18 protein-coding genes and 1 tRNA gene are annotated in these 21,021 nt (G+C 36.1%); 13 read left to right on the forward strand and 6 right to left on the reverse strand.

All coding sequences use genetic code 11. From position 1 onward, the window contains the following. Nucleotides 1-4: 4 nt before the first annotated feature. Nucleotides 5-637 carry a response regulator gene (locus tag H7U19_RS07950; protein WP_186561059.1) on the forward strand — a complete coding sequence of 211 codons (633 nt, stop codon included), beginning with the start codon at nt 5-7 and terminating at the stop codon, nt 635-637. A gap of 489 nt (nt 638-1,126) precedes the next feature. On the opposite strand, the gene H7U19_RS07955 is transcribed toward H7U19_RS07950, so the two are convergent. The 4 genes from H7U19_RS07955 to H7U19_RS07970 all read right to left on the reverse strand — a co-directional run bounded on the left by H7U19_RS07955 (nt 1,127) and on the right by H7U19_RS07970 (nt 4,809). Further along, nucleotides 1,127-1,402 carry a F0F1 ATP synthase subunit delta/epsilon gene (locus H7U19_RS07955; RefSeq protein ID WP_186561061.1) on the reverse strand — a complete coding sequence of 92 codons (276 nt, stop codon included), beginning with the start codon at nt 1,400-1,402 and terminating at the stop codon, nt 1,127-1,129. Nucleotides 1,403-1,481: 79 nt separating this feature from the next. Continuing rightward, nucleotides 1,482-2,990 (reverse strand): F0F1 ATP synthase subunit beta, encoded by a 1,509-nt coding sequence (atpD, locus tag H7U19_RS07960; protein ID WP_186561062.1) that lies wholly within the window; start codon nt 2,988-2,990, stop codon nt 1,482-1,484. Nucleotides 2,991-3,166: 176 nt separating this feature from the next. Next, on the reverse strand, nt 3,167-3,823 hold the full coding sequence (locus H7U19_RS07965) for a 50S ribosomal protein L25/general stress protein Ctc (RefSeq protein WP_186561064.1): 657 nt from the start codon (nt 3,821-3,823) through the stop codon (nt 3,167-3,169). A 44-nt stretch (nt 3,824-3,867) separates the two neighbouring features. Beyond that, complete coding sequence (locus H7U19_RS07970; RefSeq protein WP_186561066.1) at nt 3,868-4,809, reverse strand: ribose-phosphate pyrophosphokinase; 942 nt, start codon at nt 4,807-4,809, stop codon at nt 3,868-3,870. A gap of 199 nt (nt 4,810-5,008) precedes the next feature. Here H7U19_RS07970 and H7U19_RS07975 point away from each other — a divergent pair, with 199 nt between their 5' ends. Together H7U19_RS07975 and H7U19_RS07980 are read left to right on the forward strand one after the other, a co-directional pair. After that, entirely contained in the window at nt 5,009-5,335 is a 327-nt protein-coding gene (locus H7U19_RS07975; RefSeq protein WP_343069083.1) for a GIY-YIG nuclease family protein, read from the forward strand. Between the two features lie 2 nt (nt 5,336-5,337). Beyond that, a tRNA-Leu gene (locus H7U19_RS07980) sits at nt 5,338-5,419 on the forward strand. A gap of 122 nt (nt 5,420-5,541) precedes the next feature. Here H7U19_RS07980 and H7U19_RS07985 read toward each other — a convergent pair. Next, nucleotides 5,542-6,918 carry a sensor histidine kinase gene (locus H7U19_RS07985; protein WP_186561068.1) on the reverse strand — a complete coding sequence of 459 codons (1,377 nt, stop codon included), beginning with the start codon at nt 6,916-6,918 and terminating at the stop codon, nt 5,542-5,544. Then, complete coding sequence (locus H7U19_RS07990; protein ID WP_186561069.1) at nt 6,908-8,257, reverse strand: sigma-54-dependent transcriptional regulator; 1,350 nt, start codon at nt 8,255-8,257, stop codon at nt 6,908-6,910. The genes H7U19_RS07985 and H7U19_RS07990 overlap by 11 nt, the downstream gene beginning before the upstream one ends. A 203-nt stretch (nt 8,258-8,460) precedes the next feature. Between H7U19_RS07990 and H7U19_RS07995 the strand changes: the two genes are divergently transcribed. The 10 genes from H7U19_RS07995 (at nt 8,461) to gmk (ending at nt 21,019) form a co-directional block, all read left to right on the forward strand. Beyond that, the gene (locus H7U19_RS07995; protein WP_186561071.1) at nt 8,461-9,711 is read left to right on the forward strand and encodes an efflux RND transporter periplasmic adaptor subunit; all 1,251 of its coding nucleotides are present in this window, start codon (nt 8,461-8,463) and stop codon (nt 9,709-9,711) included. A 101-nt stretch (nt 9,712-9,812) separates the two neighbouring features. After that, nucleotides 9,813-10,490 (forward strand): ABC transporter ATP-binding protein, encoded by a 678-nt coding sequence (locus tag H7U19_RS08000; RefSeq protein WP_186561073.1) that lies wholly within the window; start codon nt 9,813-9,815, stop codon nt 10,488-10,490. An 8-nt stretch (nt 10,491-10,498) separates the two neighbouring features. Continuing rightward, nucleotides 10,499-12,934 carry an ABC transporter permease gene (locus tag H7U19_RS08005; RefSeq protein ID WP_186561075.1) on the forward strand — a complete coding sequence of 812 codons (2,436 nt, stop codon included), beginning with the start codon at nt 10,499-10,501 and terminating at the stop codon, nt 12,932-12,934. Nucleotides 12,935-12,979: 45 nt separating this feature from the next. Continuing rightward, a complete protein-coding gene (locus H7U19_RS08010; RefSeq protein ID WP_186561077.1) occupies nt 12,980-15,397 on the forward strand; it encodes an ABC transporter permease in 2,418 nt (805 codons plus the stop codon). An 84-nt stretch (nt 15,398-15,481) separates the two neighbouring features. After that, nucleotides 15,482-15,946 (forward strand): hypothetical protein, encoded by a 465-nt coding sequence (locus H7U19_RS08015; RefSeq protein ID WP_186561079.1) that lies wholly within the window; start codon nt 15,482-15,484, stop codon nt 15,944-15,946. Nucleotides 15,947-16,226: 280 nt separating this feature from the next. Continuing rightward, nucleotides 16,227-16,901: an ABC transporter ATP-binding protein gene (locus H7U19_RS08020; RefSeq protein ID WP_186561081.1), complete on the forward strand. Its 675-nt coding sequence runs from the start codon at nt 16,227-16,229 to the stop codon at nt 16,899-16,901. Further along, nucleotides 16,898-18,334, forward strand: coding sequence for a TolC family protein (locus tag H7U19_RS08025; RefSeq protein WP_186561083.1), 1,437 nt, complete (start codon nt 16,898-16,900; stop codon nt 18,332-18,334). The genes H7U19_RS08020 and H7U19_RS08025 overlap by 4 nt, the downstream gene beginning before the upstream one ends. Nucleotides 18,335-18,566: 232 nt before the next feature. Beyond that, on the forward strand, nt 18,567-19,475 hold the full coding sequence (locus H7U19_RS08030; RefSeq protein WP_186561085.1) for a 3-keto-disaccharide hydrolase: 909 nt from the start codon (nt 18,567-18,569) through the stop codon (nt 19,473-19,475). Nucleotides 19,476-19,539: 64 nt separating this feature from the next. Next, nucleotides 19,540-20,397, forward strand: coding sequence for a YicC/YloC family endoribonuclease (locus H7U19_RS08035; RefSeq protein ID WP_186561087.1), 858 nt, complete (start codon nt 19,540-19,542; stop codon nt 20,395-20,397). 31 nt (nt 20,398-20,428) lie between these two features. Further along, nucleotides 20,429-21,019: a guanylate kinase gene (gene gmk / locus H7U19_RS08040; protein ID WP_186561089.1), complete on the forward strand. Its 591-nt coding sequence runs from the start codon at nt 20,429-20,431 to the stop codon at nt 21,017-21,019. Nucleotides 21,020-21,021: the final 2 nt, after the last annotated feature.

Here is a 21,021-nt window from a genome sequence, read left to right on the forward strand (position 1 = left end):
TTTAATGCATACATCTATAGTGATAGCTGATGACCATCCGCTAATGCTAAGAGGTCTGACCGATTTCTTAACGTCCAAAGGCTACAATATTTTGGGCAGTGCTACAGATGGTAAAACAGCCTACAACCTTATTGTTAAGCTCAAACCCAAAATTGCTATTCTGGATATTAGAATGCCTTATAAAACGGGTTTAGAAATTGCCGAAGAGGTGAAAAAAAATGAACTGCCCACTAAAGTCGTGCTGATTACTTTTGATAAAGAAGAGGAATTATATGATAAAGCACTGGAGCATGGGGTGTACGGTTATATTCTGAAAGATTTTGCTATTGAGGAAATTGAAACCTGCATCGCCCACGTGGAAAACAATCAACCCTATTTCAGTGAGGAAATAGCAACCTACTTGAACCACAGCAATCCATCAAAAAAACCAAAAGAACTTGAGCTTCTCACCAAATCCGAACTAAAAATAGTTAAGCTCATTGCCGAAAATAAAACCTCTTTGGAAATTGCAGGTGATCTTAACATTTCACCGAGAACGGTAGACAAACACCGTAGCAATATAGTGGCCAAACTAAATTTGGATAATAAACCGACTTCCCTGTCCGTTTGGGCCAACCTTAACAAGCCTTTCCTATAAAAATACGTAGATATACGTATTGTTTTTATTGAATCTAGAATGTAATTTTACCATGCTATTAATTAGTTCTTAGGGAGAATTATTAAAAAGCTCTAGGCTGTAACGGTCTGGGGCTTTTGCATTTTAAAGCCTATCGTTTCCCTTGAAAATACGTATAAGTGCGTATTTTTTTTTAGCTGAATACACCCTAAATTTACAGTAGCTATTAATCAATTCTTTTGAGAGAGAATTACCTGAAGCTCTGTGCGGTAACAGCACAGAGTTTCTATTCATATCTTAGAAGAACCCTTACCCATCATCATGAAAACGACGAATACTATCTTGGACCGATCCTTCGCAATTGGTTTGGCGGTTTTGGTTATTGCCGTCATTGCGATAAACCTACTAGTAATCTTCTATTAATCTTTTCATTTAGTTTATTTAGTTAGTTGAAATGAAAAACCCCGAAACACATTGTTTCGGGGTTTTTTCTATTGAAGTTAGTTTTTATTAATCTGCCAGAACAATCACTCTATTGTCCTTCATCTCAATCGTACCTGAATTTATCGGCAACCAAAATCCTCTATCGGATTTCTTGAATTTTGCTTCTACCTCTTCATCCAAAGTGATGTTTCCAGCAATTTTTACATTGCCCTCTTTCAATAAGGAAACAATTGGTGCGTGATCCTTTAGCATTTCAAATTCACCATTAACGCCAGGTACAGAAACAGAGTCTACTTCTCCGCTAAAAAGCGTGGCTTCAGGTGATACAATTTCTAAATACATAGTTTTTCAGTATTCAGTATTCAGTATTCAGTATTCAGTAGCAAAACTGCTGACTGCCACTGTAAACTGCTTACTAGTTTTAAGCTTCTGCTAACATTTTCTCACCAGCTTCAATGGCATCCTCAATGGTACCCTTCAAGTTGAAAGCTGCTTCAGGAAGGTGATCCAATTCACCGTCCATAATCATGTTAAATCCTTTGATGGTTTCCTTAATATCTACCAATACCCCGGGGATACCAGTAAACTGCTCTGCCACGTGGAATGGTTGAGACAAGAAACGTTGTACACGACGTGCTCTACCTACCGCTAATTTATCGTCTTCTGATAATTCCTCCATACCAAGGATGGCGATAATATCTTGTAATTCTTTATAACGTTGCAATAACTCTTTTACACGCTGCGCACAGTTATAGTGATCTGCTCCTAAAATATCAGCAGTTAAAATTCTTGAAGTAGAATCCAATGGATCCACCGCAGGATAAATACCAAGCTCAGCAATTTTACGAGATAATACTGTTGTTGCATCTAAGTGGGCAAAGGTTGTTGCAGGCGCAGGGTCAGTTAAGTCATCCGCAGGTACGTAAACCGCTTGTACAGATGTAATAGATCCTTTTTTAGTTGAGGTAATACGCTCTTGCATCGCACCCATCTCAGTTGCCAAAGTTGGTTGGTAACCTACCGCAGAAGGCATACGTCCTAAAAGTGCAGACACCTCAGAACCCGCCTGTGTAAAACGGAAAATGTTATCTACGAAGAACAGTACATCCTTTCCTTGTCCGTCTCCAGCTCCATCACGGAAATACTCTGCTATCGTCAATCCAGAAAGTGCCACACGAGCACGAGCTCCTGGAGGCTCATTCATCTGTCCGAAAACGAAAGTTGCCTTAGAATCTTTCATAACTTTTTTATCAACCTTGGTCAAATCCCATCCGCCTTCTTCCATAGAGTGCATAAAATCTTCACCGTAACGGATAATTCCAGATTCCAACATCTCTCTTAAAAGGTCATTTCCTTCACGCGTTCTTTCACCTACACCGGCAAATACCGATAAACCACCGTGACCTTTTGCAATATTGTTAATCAACTCCTGAATCAATACCGTTTTACCTACACCGGCACCACCAAACAATCCAATTTTACCACCTTTAGCATACGGCTCAATCAAATCGATTACTTTAATACCTGTAAATAAAACTTCAGTAGAAGTTGATAAATCTTCAAACTTTGGCGCTTGACGGTGGATAGGCAAACCAGATTTTCCAGCTTTTGGCAAATCTCCCAAACCATCAATAGCATCACCAATTACATTAAATAATCGTCCGTAAACATCTTCTCCAATTGGCATTTGAATAGGCGCTCCCGTAGCAACTACCTCTGTCCCTCTACTTAAACCATCCGAAGAATCCATCGCAATAGTACGTACGGTATCCTCACCAACGTGAGACTGTACCTCCAATACCAAAGTGGCACCATCAGGTCTTTTAATTTCTAATGAATCGTAAATTTTTGGAAGTTCTGAACCTGCTGCAAACTCTACGTCAATAACCGGTCCTACAATTTGGGCAACTTTACCTGTAACTTTAGACATTACTTATGTATTTAATATTATGCGACTTAATTGAAAAAAGCCTCGTTTAGTTTTCGCGTGCAAAGATATATTTTTTAATTTAAAACTGAACCCGTTTAAAACGATTTTTTCCAATAAAAAAGCACCCTCGAAACAAAGGTGCTTTATGGTTATCGGTTAAGATAAGTTTATTCTTGTTACGCTTCGGCAGGTGCTTCTGAAGCTGGAGTTTCAGCTCCACCTTCTGCGGCAGCTTCTGCGCCTTCTTCGCCTTCAAGTTCTTCTTCGTCTTCGTCATCAAGAATCGCTGTTCTTGCGGTTTTGATTTGACAAACCACTGTATTATCCGTATGAAGGAAACGGTACTTTTCGCTAGCCAAATCACCAACATACACTTTATCACCTATTTTCATTGGCGTAATGTCTATTTCGATAAAATCTGGGAGGTTTGCAGGTAACGCTTTAATCCGAAGCTTTCTGTTGTTTCGTCTTAAAACACCTCCATTTTTAACCCCTCTTGAATTACCTACAAGGTTAACAGGGATATCCAAAGCAATTTCCTTGTCCTCGAACAATTGATAGAAATCTACGTGAAGAATTCTATCCGATACAGGGTGGAATTGAATGTCCTGTAATACTGCATTTAAAGTCTGCCCGTTGTCAAGCTCAATCACAACTGTATGCGCATTAGGCGTGTATACAAGTTTTGAGAAAGCCAATTCTGGTGCAGAGAAATGCACTGGCTTGTCTCCCCCGTATAATACGCAAGGAACCTGACCAGCATTACGTAAGGCTTTTGTTGCTTTTTTGCCCACGCTTTCTCTTTGAGATCCGTTGATTGTAATTGATTTCATTGTTATATATTAATTATTACTATTCTTTCTTAAAAATTTAGAATTTACATTACAAACTTAGAGCTGATAGATCGGTTATGGTGTACTTTGTCCATCACTTCAGCAAATAAATCCGCACAGCTCAATACTCTAATTTTATCGCTTTTTTGGGTTAACGGAATGGAATCTGTTACGATTAATTCCTCCAATTTAGATTCGGCCAATCTTTCATAGGCAGTTCCTGACAATACAGGATGCGTACAAATGGCTCTAACACTGAGCGCTCCTCTTTCCATCATTAAATCAGCAGCTTTGGTTAATGTACCCGCAGTGTCTACCATGTCATCTACCAAAACAACATTCTTACCCTTTACATCACCAATTAATTCCATATGCGAAATCACATTGGCCTTTGCGCGTTGTTTGTAGCAGATTACCACATCGCTCTCCAATGCTTTTGAATAGGCATAAGCCCTTTTCGATCCACCCATATCCGGAGATGCTACCGTTAAATTCGGCAGATTTAAACTTTTCAAATAGGGCAAAAATATAATAGAGGCATATAAATGATCTACGGGCTTTTCAAAAAACCCTTGAATTTGATCAGCATGCAAATCCATCGTTATAATTCTCGTAGCACCGGCAGCCTCCAACATTTTGGCTACTAATTTTGCCGCAATCGGCACCCTTGGTTTGTCTTTTCTATCCTGTCTTGCCCAACCGAAATAAGGCATTACCGCAGTAATATGTCTTGCAGAAGCTCGTTTGGCTGCATCGACCATCAACAACATTTCCATTAAATTCCTTGGCTCAGGATGTGTTGACCCAATGATGAAAATTCTTGTCCCCCGGATGGATTCCTCATAAGATGGTTGGAATTCCCCATCACTGTAGGTAGAGGTAATTACATTGCCCAAAGGTTCTCCAAATGCTTTGGCAATTTTTTCACCCAATTCCCTACTTTGAGTACAAGCAAAAATCTTTGCTTCTGTATTTACAACGGCCATGGTTAACGTGTTGTTTAGGCAGTGCTTAAGCCACCTTAATTTTTAACGAGGTGCAAATTTATACATTTATTTTAACCTGAAACCCATATTGCTTAGTATTTTTTGATTGTAATTCCAGAAAAAAAATTATTTTTGCAGTCCAAAATCGCTCAAGTGGCAATCCCGATAGCTATCGGGAGGTAGACGCACAAATGCTCAAGTGGCGGAATTGGTAGACCTGTCTGCCGACAGGCAGGCGCGCTTAGCAAGATATGTTCTTAAAATTATGTTTTATATTTATGCAATTGCCAGCGTTGAAAAGAACTATATTTATGTGGGGTTGACAAAAAATGTGGATGATCGAGTTCTTAGGCATAATATGGGAAGAGAAAGAACGACTAGAGCTTATCGCCCATTCGAATTGATCTTCGAAGAATCTGTAGATGGTTCAAGAAGTGAAGCTCGAAAAAGAGAAAAATATTGGAAATCTGGAGTTGGAAAAGAACAGCTCAGAAAGATTAGAGATAAACACAGACTATCAAGTTAAATGCTCAAGTGGCGGAATTGGTAGACGCGCTGGATTCAAAATCCAGTTCCTTCGGGAGTGTGGGTTCGATTCCCACCTTGAGTACTTCACGGGACAAATCAGATTTTTTTTTGATTTGTCCCTTTTTTATTTCCCTTGAATCCCTTGTTAACACTGAAAATATTTAAACCTATCGGGTTGGCATCATCATTTGAATATGATTAAAATCAAATATTCAAAAACACCAAACTGACCACAGTGCCTTCTCCTTCTTTACTTTTAACTAAAAGTTTCCCCTTATGAAGGAGTATAATTTGCTTACATAAGCTCAGCCCTATCCCACTACCTGTTTTTTTAGTAGTAAAAAATGGAACAAAAATACTTTCCATAATCTCTTCGGGAATACCCTTTCCGTTGTCTATTATTTTTAAAACTACCTGACCTTCAATATTTTTAAGTGCTTTAATACTAATGCTTGGATTTTCAACTTCTTTACAAGCTTCAACAGCATTTAATATCAGATTAATAAGCACTTGTTCTATTAAATAAGTGTCTATTTCTATCTCCAAGGATGTGTTTTCATTCTCAAATAGAAGTGCGATATTTTTTCCTTCTAGAGAAGGCTCCATCAGGGTTTTTATATTTCCGAAAAGACTGTCAACTTTTATTTTACTTAAGTTTAATTTGGTAATTTTATTTAAACTTCGGTAGGTTTTAGCAAATTTTAATAAGCCTTCACTGCGTTTTTTGATGCTTTCTATACCCACATCTAAATCTTCTATATCAAGGGGGTGTTCATCTGGGTCTTGTTGGGATAGTTCTACTTTAGATTGTAATGTTTCGGCTAATGAGGAAATGGGTGCAATGGAATTCATGATTTCATGTGTCATCACACTCAACAACTTTTTCCAAGCTTCAGATTCATTTTTATTTAAAGTATCATCAATATTTTGTAATGCTATAAGTTTAAAAGTATTGGATTCTATTTCAAAAATCGAATTTGAAATAAGCAAATTGGTGTTTTCATTAGCTATGGACACCGTAATATTTTCGCTATCGGAATATTTTTTTGAAAAGATGGCTTCATAAAGCGTGGCATTCCGGTTTTTTACAAATCCTATATTTTTTAATGAAGGAATGTTAATCAATTTTTTAAACGCTTCATTCACCCACAAAACATCGCCCGACTTGACATTGTAAGCTATAATGCCCGTTTCTACCATCTCCAATATTTTTTGAAGGTAAAGATGTTGTGCCTCTTTTTCTTTGTTGATTTCCAGTACCGTTTTATTGACTTCGTTGAAACCTTTATGGAGTTCTTGAATATCTTCTCTAGAAGATGTTTCGTTGAACCAACGTGAAAAATCCCTGTACTTTACCGATTCAAAAAACTCGTCCATTTCCTGAAACCGCTTAAAAACAAATCTGTAAAGGTTTACAAAACTAAAAACCGCGATAATCAATAAAACACCAGCTATTAGTGCCCTGTAGGAGACTAAGGTTTCTGAATCCAATAAACCTATAAAAAACGCGAAACCAATGAGCGACAATAATAAAACAAGAACTCTTATTGCAAGCGCTAATTTGTATTTTTTATAAGCCATACTTATTGAGTCTTCTGTACAAGGCCGTTCGGGTAATGCCTAACTCTTTCGCTGAATGCGATATGTTGCCATTATTCTTTTCAAGGACTTTTAAAATGGCATTTTTCTCTATGGTTTCTAGTTTTAAATCGCCTGCTTCTATTTTGTTTTCTTGCTTTTCAATAGGCGAAAACACAAGGTCCTCGGCATAGAGTGTTGAGCCTTCGGCCATAATAACCGCTCTCTCTAAGGCATATTGTAGTTCGCGCACATTGCCCGGAAAGTGATAACTTTTCAACTTTTCAATAAAACTAGTATCTAATTGAAAACTCGATTTTAAATACTTTTCGGCATAAAGTTCTACAAAATGTTTTGCCAATAACACCACATCCTTACCACGATGTCTTAAAGGAGGCATAACGATTTCAACCGTGTTGATGCGGTAGATTAAATCTTTTCTGAAGTTAGCTTCGTCGGCTAAAAAATCAATACCAACATTGGTAGCACAAATCAACCTGATATCAATTGGAATTGCTTTGTTAGAGCCTAAAGGTGTTACCTGCCTATTTTGAATTACCGTTAACAATCGTGCTTGCTGTTGTAAATTGATGTTGCCTATTTCATCTAAAAAAAGCGTGCCACCGTTAGCAGTTTCAAATCGGCCTTTTCTATCTTCCCTAGCATCGGTAAAGGCCCCTTTTTTATATCCAAAAAGTTCACTTTCAAATAGCGATTCGGTCAAAGCACCAATATCAACTTTTACAAAGGGTTTGTTTTTTCGCAGTGAATTTTCATGAATGGCTTTGGCTATTAGGTCTTTACCAGTTCCGTTTTCGCCTAAAATCAAAATATTAGCATCGGTGGGCGCTATTTTTTTAATCTTAAAAAAGACATCCTCCATCACCTTGCTTTCCCCTAAAATTTCGGTTTTACTGCGAAGTGCGATGTCCTTTTTAGATTTTTTTGACGACTTTTTCTTATCCAAAATTTCGCCAATGGCTTCTATGAGTTTATCATTTTTCCAAGGCTTTACGATAAAATCCGAAGCACCTTCTTTTAAAGACCTAATGGCCAAATCTAAATCGCCATAAGCCGTAATAAGAATTACCGATGCTTCCTTATTAATACTCCTTATTTTATTAAGCCAATAAATACCTTCATTCCCAGTGTTTATTAGTCCATTAAAATTCATATCAAGAATGATAATATCAAATTTGTTCTTTTGGATTAAGGACACAATATTAACGGGGTTCTTCTCAACTACTACTTCTTTTGCTTTCGATTTAAGCAATAATCGCATGGCAGTTAGCACATCGGCATCGTCATCTACAACTAATATGTTCGCATTTTTTAACAGCATTACTACAATATTACGATAATAATGAGCGCTTGAAAAATAATTGAACTACAAAAAAAGAGTGGGTTAAAATGTGTGTTACTACCGAACGCAAGTGTATCATTTTCGAACACATATGAATCGCCTAAAAACGTAATCAATTGATTTTTAGCACATTGAAATTTGGCACGATAATACCTAAATATTCAGTGTAAAATAAAGTATAGATGGATATTCCTTTAGAGAAAAAACGATTTAGCAAGAAGAAAATTCAATTGGCAGTTGGCGTATTGCTATTTATCACTTTAATCATTTTTGTGATGGCTTCAACGGGCGGTAAATCTAAGTTGAATGTAGATTTAGAGCGTATTACCGTTAGTGAAATTCAGGAAGGTGTTTTTCAGGAAAACATTCCTGTTTCTGGTACTGTATTACCTATAACTACAATTTACTTAGATGCGCTTGAGGGTGGACGTGTAGACGAAATTTTTGTTGAAGACGGTGCCATTATGAAACAGGGCGAGCCTATTTTGCGTCTTTCTAATACAGATTTAGAGTTGAGACTGGTAAATCAGGAAACCTCGGTGTATAATTTATTAACGCAAATGCAGATATCGCAAAATGCGGCCAGCCAGAACACAATTAACAGACTGAACCGAATGACCGATATTGAAAATGCCTTGGTTGAAGCCGATAGGATTTATCACCTCAATAAAACGCTTTATGAAGAAAAGGCCATTGGAAAACAAGAGTTTATTCAATCTGAAAACAATTTTAATTATCAAAAACAGCGTATGAAATTGGCTCGTGAGGTTATAAAGCAAGATTCTATTTCGGTGAAGCAGGAAGCCCTTCAAAAAAGAAATTCCTTAGAGCGCACCCAAAGCGCTTTACAGTTGATGCGCAAAAAAGTAGGTGATTTGGTGGTTAGAGCCCCCGTTGACGGTCAGTTAACTTCCCTTGATGCTGAGATTGGAGAATCTAAAAATCAAGGACAGCGCTTGGGGCAAATTGATGTTTTAAGCGGTTTTAAAGTAAGGGCCGATGTAGACGAACATTATATTTCTAGAATTTACACGGGGCAACAAGGTGTGTTTTCGTTTAACGGACAAGAACACAAACTCACCATTAAAAAAGTATTTACCCAAGTGACTGATGGTAGATTTCAGGTAGATATGGTGTTTGATGAAAAAGTTGAGGGCATCCGAAGAGGGCAATCTCTTCAAATTAGATTAGCTTTAAGTGATGAAAAGCAAGCGGTTTTAATTCCGAAAGGTGGATTTTTTCAAAGAACGGGTGGTAATTGGGTATTTAAACTAAATGACGATGGCTCATTGGCCTATAAAGTAGATATTCAACTGGGTACGAAAAACACCGAGTATTATGAGGTGCTCGATGGACTTCAACCGGGCGATAAGGTCATTACATCCAGCTATGACAATTTTGGAGATAAAGAAGAATTAGTATTAAAAGAATAAAACAATTTAACGTCATTACGAGGACGAAGGACGAAGTAATCTGGTAGATTGCCACGTCGTACCTCCTCGCAATGACAACAAAAAAGAATAAAATATAAATCATGATAAAAATTACAGATTTAGAGAAATATTACAAAACCGAAGAGTTACAAACCATAGCCTTAAACAAGTTGTCTTTTGATGTTAAAAAAGGTGAATTTGTTGCCGTAATGGGACCATCGGGCTGTGGAAAATCAACACTCCTTAATATCCTTGGAATGCTAGACGATGCCGATGGCGGTAGCTTTATGTTTAACGGTGAAGAGGTAATCAATTACAACGAGCGTAAGCGTGCCGACCTTCGCAAGCACAATATCGGTTTTGTATTCCAAAGTTTTAATTTAATAGACCAACTCTCTGTTTTTGAAAATGTAGAATTACCCTTAATCTATACGGGAGTAAAAAAATCGGAGCGTAAAGAACGTGTGCATAAGGTGTTGGAGAAAATGCAGATTATGCACCGTAGAAAACACTTTCCGCAACAGTTATCAGGTGGTCAGCAACAACGTGTAGCCGTAGCCAGAGCGGTAGTTAATAATCCCAAATTGATATTGGCTGATGAGCCCACAGGAAACCTAGATAGCTCTAACGGTAATGAGGTTATGGAGCTTTTAACCGAGCTAAATGCCCAAGGCACCACCATTATTATGGTAACGCATAGTGAGCATGATGCAAAGTTTACACATCGCATAATACGCTTGTTAGACGGTCAAAAAGTGGCTGAAAATAGTCTAATTTAAAAGAAACCATGATAAGCAACTACTTAAAAATCGCACTAAGAAATTTTAAAAAGGAAACTTTTTTTACAACCATAAATATGGTTGGATTAGTATTGGGGTTTTCGGCCTGTATTTTAATACTTGGTTATTTAAATTTTGAAACCTCTTATGAGAACCATATAGAAAAAGCAGATAGTGTATACCGGGTAGTAACCATTCGCCATAATAATAAAGACCTTGTTTACGAGGGAGCAAAAGGACCCAATAGACTAGCCCAAGTAGCTCCAGAGGAAATTCCAGGTATAAACTATGCATCAAGAACATATCGTGAAAAGTGCTTAATAAGAACAGATGATAAAAAAATTGCCAACCAAAGTGTATTTTGGGTAGATAAGGATTTTTTAAAGATTTTTAAAGGGCTACTTATAGAAGGAAACCCAGATACTGCTTTAGACTCGCCTTTAAAAATGGTTATTTCCGAATCTAAAGCTAGGGCATTATTCGGAAATAAAAACCCCATTGGAGAACGTGTTAAAGTAAATGAGGGCATGCCCTTTGTAATTACTGGAATTGTAAAAGACGCTCCAAAGAATACGCATTTAAAATATGACTATTTAAATAGCCTGCAAACTTTTGTTCATTATGGTTGGATGGAAGAAGAAGGTAATTGGAACAATAACTATGACTATAATTATGTATCCTTAGATGCATCAGCAAATCCGCAAAGTGTAACGAATTCATTAAACCAATTAGCTAAAAAATATGTAAACCCTGAAGAAAATGGAGGAAGACGTCTAGCATTTAAATTACAACCTATTAAAGACATACACTTAACATCAAATTACGCAGATGAGTTTGAAATTAATGGCAGTCTCAGCCACATTTACATTATTCTGGGAATAGGCATTGCCATTCTGGTTATTGTCTTTATAAACTTTATAAACCTGAACATCTCTCTTATTCTAAATAGAGTTAAAAATATTGGTATAAGAAAAACAATTGGAGCTTCAAAAAATCAGCTCAGAATGCAATACTTAACAGAAATATTTTTGTTGAATCTTTTGGCGTTGGTATTATCCATATTCATTACTGTTGCCTGCCACCCCTTTTTAGAACAATTGTTTCAAGTAACGTTGTCTTTCAGTTTTATTTACATCGCTCAGTTTTGGTTATACGCTATGCTGTTTTTTGTGTTTTGTATCGTTTGTATTGGGTTTTATCCTTCAGTAATACTAGCTTCTTTTAACCCTATTACGGCTATTAAAGGAAAAATAGTCAATGGTCAATCCAATAACAATCGTGTTAAAAGGATACTACTATCTATTCAATTTTCTGCTTCTATCTTTCTAACAATTGGCGCGGTTATAGTATATCAACAAATTAATTTCATGCTGAATTCAGATTTAGGGATTGATACAGAACAAGTCCTTGTAATGCAAGGGCCAACGACTTTAAATGTTACCTGGAATGATGAAGAACAAGTTGCTAACAAAAAAAGGAGGTTTAAACGTTTTAAGGAGGAGCTTCTTAAAATGCCTTCTGTACGTAATGTAGCATCATGTTTAAATGTTCCTGGGGAAGAAACAATGGGGCACTTTAATGAAATTACTGTTGAGTCTACTGGAGAAAATATACAAGGAGAAATAAAAAGAAGAGCAATAGATGAGAACTTTTTTAGTGTCTATAATGCCAAATTTTTGGCTGGTAAAAATTTTGAACCAGAAATTGGCAGACCAAAAAGAGAACTTATAATAAACGAAAAAACAAGTAAACTATTAGGTTTTAAACATCCTGAAAATGCCATTAATCAAATTATAAAAAGAAGAAATCGTACATGGAAAATAATTGGTGTAGTAGCAGATTTTCATGTTAAGTCATTATCAGAACCTATAGCGCCAGTATGCTTTATAAATAGACACCCATTTGAGTTTGGATACTACCTAGCAAAATTGAATACTAAAGATATTAGTAAGTCACTTGATATGATTGAATCCAAGTGGAAATCTATTTATCCAGAAGACCCATTTGTAACCTATTTTTCAGATACTTACTTTAACAAACAATACGCCAAATACCAACAGTTTGGTAGCATTTTTAATGCATTAACGCTATTGGCAATTATCATTGCTAATTTGGGACTTATTGCCATGGTATCGCTAACCGTAACTGAAAAATTAAAAGAAATAGCCGTAAGGAGAATTCTTGGCGCCAATAGCAAAACCGTTTTCGCATTAATATCTAAGAATTTTTTAATTCTTATTGCTATTGCTTCATTTATAGCAGTGCCTTTGGCGTGGTATTTACTAAAAATATGGCTCAACAATTTTGCCTATCAAATAGAACTAAAAAGTATAAGCTTTTTAGCTCCAGTTGTTGTAATACTCTTAATATCCACAGGTAACATGATGTATTTCGTATTAAAAATTTTAAGGTATAACCCAGCAACAATTTTACGGGAAGAATAAACTATTAACCCTTGCTGAATCCATTTCGGTTAAATATATAAAACTATGATTCGTAATTATTTTAAAATCGCACTTAGGGTTTTTGCCAAAGAGAAAGCTAATTATTCCATCAATATTATTGGCTTAGCGCTTGGCATAGCAGTTTTATTATTCATTCTTATATATGTTCAAGACGAATATAGCGTAGACTCCTACCATTCTAAAGCAGACAGAATCTATAGGGTTTACGAAAAAGACAATACCAAGAAAAACGATGCGCAATACCAAAGTTTAATATCCCATCAGGTTGCTGGAGCTCTAAAATCTGAATTTCTTGAAATCGAGGAAACGGCAAATCTTATCTTCTTAGGGACTAATTCTTTAAAATATGGGGACAACCTGTTTGATGAAAAAAATTATACGGCAACCTCCCCAAGCATTTTTAAGATATGGGACTTTGAAGTAGTTGAAGGCAATTTAAATAGAGAAATTAACGGCAGTGCTTTATTAGTATTAACCGAGACATGTGCTAAAAAGTTATTTGGGAATGAATCTGCAGTAGGAAAATATGTGTATTCTTTTAGACGATTTGAATCTATAGAAGTTATGGCAGTCATTAAAGATATGCCTAAGAACTCATCATATCAGTTTAGTTCACTATATGTTTCCAATTATGACCATTGGGGAAGTCTAAACTTTTTTAACGCGCGTTGGCTAAAGGATTGGGACGATAGGATTGTCATGACTTGGTTGCTATTAAAAGAAGGTGCCAATACAGCATCCATAATGAAAAAGAAGGAAGCCTTCCTCCAAAAACATTATAAAGAAGGCATTAGAGATAAGCATGATTTTTACTTGCAGAATATAAAAGACTTTCATTTTCAATCAAAACACATCAATTATGAAGATTGGGGGCCTCCAATTACATTGCCATTTAACAATAAAACTTATGTTAATGTTATACTATTGGTTGGGATATTAATTATAATTATTTCCGGGCTTAACTATATAAACCTCTCTTCCGTACAAGCCATTAAAAGAAGTAAAGAAGCGGGTGTTAGAACAGCAATTGGTGCATCCAGAAAACAATTAATCCAGCAGTTGTATGCCGAAGCTTTTATTACTACACTACTGGCATACCTATTGGCCATTACAATTATAATACTCAGTTTAAACCAGTTCAATAGTTTTGTTGATAAAGCTTTTACCCTTAAAACAATTTTTAGCATATGGCCTTATCACGCTATCATATTTGTTACAGTATGGCTTGCCTCATCTATCATTCCGTCAATTCATTTTGCAACATCGGGTAATTTAATGTTAATGAAAAAAGCCTTTGTTTTTAAAGGGCAAAAGTTAAGGAAAGGGTTTTTAGCCTTTCAATACTGTATTTCATTAATGCTTATTATTGGTACTATTGTTTTGTTGAAACAATTACGTTACGTACAGTCTAAAGACATAGGTTTTAACAAAGACAAATTAATGACTTTAGAGGTTGCCAGAGGCCCGGTAAGGAGCCACTTTAAGACCATATCCCAAACATTAACCGCCAACTCAAATATTTCTGAAGTTTCAGCTTCGTCTAGCGTACCGTTCGACCCATGGTCTTTAAATACAGTTGGAATTACCAAAAATTTAGGCCAAGACCCTCAAGATATATTTCATTTTGGGGTTGATGAAAACTGGTTAAGCACATATGGTATCACGCTTGTTGAGGGTAGAAATTTTTCTGGTAATGTAGACGTCGATGTTGATGATATTATCATTAACGAAAAAGCCGTTACAGCATTTAACCTTACAGATAATCCCATTGGAAAAACCGTTTACTTAACTGGCAGAGATACCATAAAGGTTAATGTTATTGGCGTAGTAAAAGACATCCATTTCCAATCATTATACGATGAAATAAAGCCCATGGTACTTACCTGTTGGAGTAATCCGTTTTGGAGAATAGGCAACCTAACCGTTAAATATTCTGGAAACCCTGCAGTAGCTTTAAAACAACTAGAAGCCATTCAAAAAGAATACGAACCCGAAAGACCAGCTAACATCTTTTTTATGGATAAAGAAGCTGAACGTTTTTATAAAGCCGATAACAAACGGAGCCGTTTATTGTTACTAGCTACCATAGTCTCCATATTAGTTGCTTTGTTTGGGCTTTTTGGTATTATAAATTTTACGGCAGAGATATTGGCTAAAGAAATAAGCATTAGAAAAGTGCTTGGAGCAAAATATGCTGATATCGTAAAACTGCTCATTAAAGATTACGTTATCATATTATTGGGGGTTTTCGTTATAGCCATGCCCATTGCGTATGCTGTACTAAACAAATGGCTTAACAACTTTACTTATAGAATAGATTTAACCCCAAATATTTTTATAACCGCTTTAGTATTAATTCTTATAGCATCCTCAATAACAATACTCTTTAAGATTTTAAAGCTGTTGCGTTTAAACCCAATAGTAAAGTTAAAAGAAGAGTAATTTTTTATTAAAAACCATTAAAAATGATACGCAACTATTTAATAACATCATTTCGAAACCTAATTAAAATAAACGAGATAAAATATGAACATAGATGACACCTTAGAATTATTAAGCACCTTATTATCCAAAACGGATAAAAAATCTGAAAAACGAATTTATAATGGCTTCATCAGAATATTGTCTTCTTTAAAAAAGAAAGACTTAACTGAAAACCAATTGCAATTAATTCAAGAAAAGCTTTCTTCATTAAAACTAAAAGAGGCTAAGGGAAACAGAAAAAAATACTACGAAAAGAAATTTTCTGAATTTAGAGCATTTCTGAAAAACGAATTTTCTTTCACTACTGAAAAGTACTATACAGAAAAGGGAATGGTTTATGGAATAATTTTCGGCCCGGTAATAGGCTTGTCAATTGGAGTAGTATTTGATACTGCCTTGGGAACAAGTATGGGATTGACAATTGGAACAGGGATTGGGATGGTACTTGGAATGATATATGGTGCAAGTAAAGATGCTGAGGCCAAAAAACTTGGAAGAATTATTTAAATGAATATTCGAAAAGTTAATACTTAAACCCCACTACTTTTCATAAATAACACTTAACAATCCTAAATAGTCTATGAATATTTTAAAGTTTGTAGCTCTACACTATAAAGCTCAAAGTGTTATGATATAGAACACTATTGTATCGATTTCGATACACCTTAAATTAATGGAATCATTGTAATTTGCTTGTTTTTAAAGGGTTACAGAAACGGCACAGTATTCACTATGTTACTGTTATAGTATTTAATAAAAAAATCAATCATTATAAAACGAGCAGAACATGATATTAGAAATAAAAAAACTTTTTAAATGGGTAAACTCAGGAGGAAATAGGGTCTTCTTATTAAATGACATTGATTTAACTGTAAATGAAGGCGAATTTATATCCATCATGGGGCCATCAGGTTCTGGAAAAACAACATTATTGAACGTTATCGGCATGCTTGATGATTTTAAGGAAGGAGAGTACACTTTTTTAGAAGAGCCTGTTCATAATTTAAAAGAGAAGCACCGCGCTAACCTTTATAAAGAGTACATCGGTTTTGTATTTCAATCCTATCATTTAATTGACGAATTAACAGTGTACGAAAACATAGAAACGCCCTTGTTATACAAAAAACACAGTAGAGCAGAACGAAAAGCTATGGTAGCCGATATGCTGGATAGATTCAATATTGTGGGAAAAAAAGATTTATTTCCATCGCAGCTAAGTGGCGGACAACAACAATTAGTTGGCATAGCAAGAGCTTTGGTGTCTAGCCCAAAATTAATTTTGGCTGATGAACCTACGGGTAACCTAAATTCAGCTCAAGGAGAAGAAATTATGCAACTATTTAAAAAATTGAATGAAGAAGGGGTCACTATTATTCAAGTCACACATTCTGAAAGCAATGCCGCTTATGGTTCAAGAACCATTCATTTAAAAGATGGGATGGTTGTAAACGCAACATTATGAGAAAAAAAAATATTGTTCTTTTTTGTTTATTTAGTTTAAGTATTGCGGTCGGGTTTGCACAGATAGATTCGGCCGCAAATTTAACTTTGGACAATTGCATTACCATTGCCATAAAAAACAATCTGGACGTAAAAAGCTCAAAACTAGACACAAAATCCTCAAAACTTAACTTTAAACAATCTCTAAATCAGCTTTTACCAAACTTAAATGGCAATTACAATATTGGGGTTAACAATGGAAGAAGTATTGACCCGTTTACGAATACCTATAGTAATAGTGAATTTACCTTCTCTAATTTTGGGATGAATTTGAATCTAACCCTTTTTAACGGTTTTAATGCGCTTAATAGAATTAAACGGGATAAATTTAACCTGAGGGCTGCCGAAATGGAGCAAGAAGAAACTATTCAGAACTTAATCATTGATGTTACTGTAGCATATATTAGAATTCTAAATAGCCGGGATATGCTCGCTCTTATAGAAGCCAGAATGGAGGTAACCGAAAGGCAATTAGAGCGTTTGGAAGATAATTACAATGAAGGTGTAGGCAATCCAGCGAATTACACCAATATGCAAGGACAGTACGCATCTGATAAAGTTGCCCTGTTAAACGCACAAAACACTTTGGAAGCTGCAATAATAAGCTTTTCAAGGTTATTAAATCTTGAAGTTGAAACGGAAGCACAAATTCAATATTTATCAGGATTGTTTGAGCCACAAGTTTATGGGCTTTCAGTGAGCCAAGTCTATCAAGATGCCCTAGAAAATTTAGCCACTTTTAAAGCCAGACAATATAGAATTGACGCCGCTAAGAGCAATATTAAAGTAGCTAGATCTAATTACTATCCCCAGATATCGGTGTTTAGCAGACTAAATACCAATTACTCCAGTTTGGCCGAAACGTTTACGGAAACAGGCACAAGTACCGTAGAAACAGGAAATTTTGTAACCATTGATAATCAAGACTACCCTGTCTTGCAAAACAAAACCCAATTTACGGGCAATAAAATCAGTTACGAAGACCAATTTGAGAATAACTTAAGTACCGTAGTCGGGTTGTCTGTACAGATACCATTGTTTAATAGATTTCAGGCGAGAAATAATGTGAAATTGCAAAAAATCCAATTGGAAGATTCTAAAATCCAATTGGAAAGCACAAAATTAAGTTTCAAACAAGCTATTGAACAAGCCTATATTTCCATGGAAACTGCCTATAGCGTTTACAATACCCTTACGGAACAGGTAAAAGCTTATGAGGAATCCTTCCGCATCAACGAAGTAAGGTTTAATAACGATGTCTCAAATATTGTAGACTATATTATCAGTAAAAATAATGTAGACAGTGCTAAACTCAATTTAAACCAGGCGAAGTACGAATATGTGTTGCGGGTAAAGATTCTTGATTATTACAGGGGAGAAATGAGTCTTAACTAAAAACAGATTGAAATCTTTGACTATCAGGTGCGACATTTTTTTCTGGACGCCCAATTTTAGAATCCTTAAACACTTCTTTTCAGTTAACGCGAGTTCGAAGTAAGGAATGTAGCTATATTAATCGCTTTCAAATAAAGTCAAGGCTGTTACCTTGAGCCCAAAACCTGTTAATTCACTGTAACAGGTTTTTTATTTGTACTTTTCTCGTATAATTCACCTTGATTTTGTCCATATGAAAACTAAACTAGCCATTACTATTGCCATCTTTATAGCTATCTCTTGCAAATCAGAAAAGAAAACGGCGCTTCAAAATACTGATTCAGAAATATGGATGCCAATTTTTAACGGCAAAGACCTCTCTGATTGGACCATAAAATTTACTGGGGAAGACCTCAACGTCAATTACAAAAATACTTTTGTGGTTGAGGACAGCATGCTTCGAATAAAGTATGACGACTATAAAACTTTCAACAATAAATTCGCGCATATCTATTACAACACACCCTATTCCTATTACAAATTGAGGTTTGACTATAGGTTCACCGGAGAGCAAACCGAGGGTGGTGCCCATTGGAATGTTCGCAACAGTGGCGTCATGTTACATTCCCAGTCTGCAAAAAGTAATGCCTTTGATCAAAACTTTCCCGTTTCAGTAGAACTGCAACTTCTTGGAGGCTTAAATGACAAAAAACAAAGACCCACTGGAAACGTTTGTACACCTGGTACGGCAGTGGTTATGAGCGATACCATCAACTACGAACACTGCATCAGATCAAACTCCAAAACCTATTTTGGCAACAATTGGGTACATGCCGAAGCGCTAGTTTTGGGTGGTGAATCCATGGCTTTTCTAATAGAAAACGATACCGTTTTAAAATTTACACGCCCTCAAATTGGATCATTCGAAGCGAACGGGCATTACAACGGAGAGCATTGGAAAGATTGGGGCATAAACCCCACAGATTGGAAAGACCAAACGGGCAAAATCGTTACGGAAGGCTATATTGCGCTTCAAGCGGAAAGCCATCCCATCGATTTCAAAAATATCGAATTGCTCGATTTATGCGGTTGCATGGACCAAAAGGCAAAAAACTATAAATCTTACTATGTAAAACACAAACCCGAATCGTGTGAGTATTAGAGCGTTTTAAACCCCTCCCGTTCTTTAGTTTTATTTACCTTTGCATATCTAAAAACAGACGTTTATGATTTACTCGATGACAGGTTATGGAAAATCTGTTTTGCAACTGCCCACCAAAAAAATTACGATTGAAATCAAATCCCTCAATAGCAAGAATTTAGATTTAAATGCCCGAATGCCTTCTATTTATCGGGAAAAGGAATTAGCGATAAGAAAACTGCTTGCAGACAAATTGGTAAGGGGAAAAGTTGATTTTTCCATTTACGTGGAAGCTACTGCGGAGGATACCTCTACACAATTGAACACCCCTGTGGTAAAACAATATATGGATCAGTTGAAGGATATCGTTGAAGGCGATGAACTGGAATTGATGCGAATGGCTGTTAAATTTCCAGATGCTTTAAATACGGTTAGAGAGGAAATTGATGAAGATGAATGGAAGGCCATACAAACTGAAATCAATAATGCCACAAAGGATTTGATAGACCACAGGCTGGATGAGGGAAAGGTCCTTGAGACCGATTTTAAAGAAAGGATTATTGCAATTCGCGCCTTATTGGAAAAAGTCATTGAAATAGATCCCGAGCGTGTGGAGGCCGTGCGGGAACGTTTATTAAAAGGCGTTGAGGAACTTAGGGAAAAATACGATGAAAATAGATTTGAGCAGGAGTTGGTCTATTACATTGAAAAGTTTGATATCACCGAAGAAAAAGTGCGTTTGGAAAACCATTTAAACTATTTTACAGAATCCATTAATTCTGAAGATTCCAACGGAAAAAAATTAGGATTTATTGGTCAAGAAATCGGTAGGGAAATCAACACCATTGGCTCAAAAAGTAATTATGCCCCCATGCAACAATTGGTGGTCCAAATGAAAGATGAACTTGAAAAAATTAAGGAACAGTTATTGAATGTACTGTAATTTAGTTGACAGTCGCAGTTAGCAGTATTTTATGAGTGAAAAAGAAATCAAAAAACAAGGCAAACTCATCGTATTTTCAGCACCATCCGGTTCTGGAAAAACTACTATCGTAAGGCATTTATTGAATATTGAAGATTTGAACTTGGAGTTTTCAATTTCGGCCACTTCGAGAAAAAAACGTGGCAATGAAGAAGATGGAAAAGACTATTATTTTCTGTCAACAAAAGAATTCAAAAACAAAATAAAAAGTGGTGAGTTTTTGGAATGGGAAGAAGTGTACCGCGATAACTTTTACGGCACGTTAAAAACTGAAGTGGAACGGATTTGGGCCAAAGGCAAAAATGTGATTTTCGACATTGACGTTTCTGGAGGTCTTCGCATTAAACGTAAGTTTCCCCAAGAAACCCTTGCCATTTTTGTGAAGCCACCAAGCATTGACGAACTTAAAATTCGCCTAAAAAAACGTAAGACCGAAAGCGAGGATAAAATCAATATGCGGGTGGCCAAAGCGTCTGCCGAATTGGCCACTGCTCCATTGTTCGATACCATCATTATTAACGACGATTTGGACAGAGCCCTGGAAGATGCCGAGAAACAAGTGCGAGATTTCATTATAGAATAAGT

It is taken from the genome of Hyunsoonleella aquatilis (genome assembly GCF_014270105.1).
Taxonomy (GTDB): domain Bacteria; phylum Bacteroidota; class Bacteroidia; order Flavobacteriales; family Flavobacteriaceae; genus Jejuia; species Jejuia aquatilis.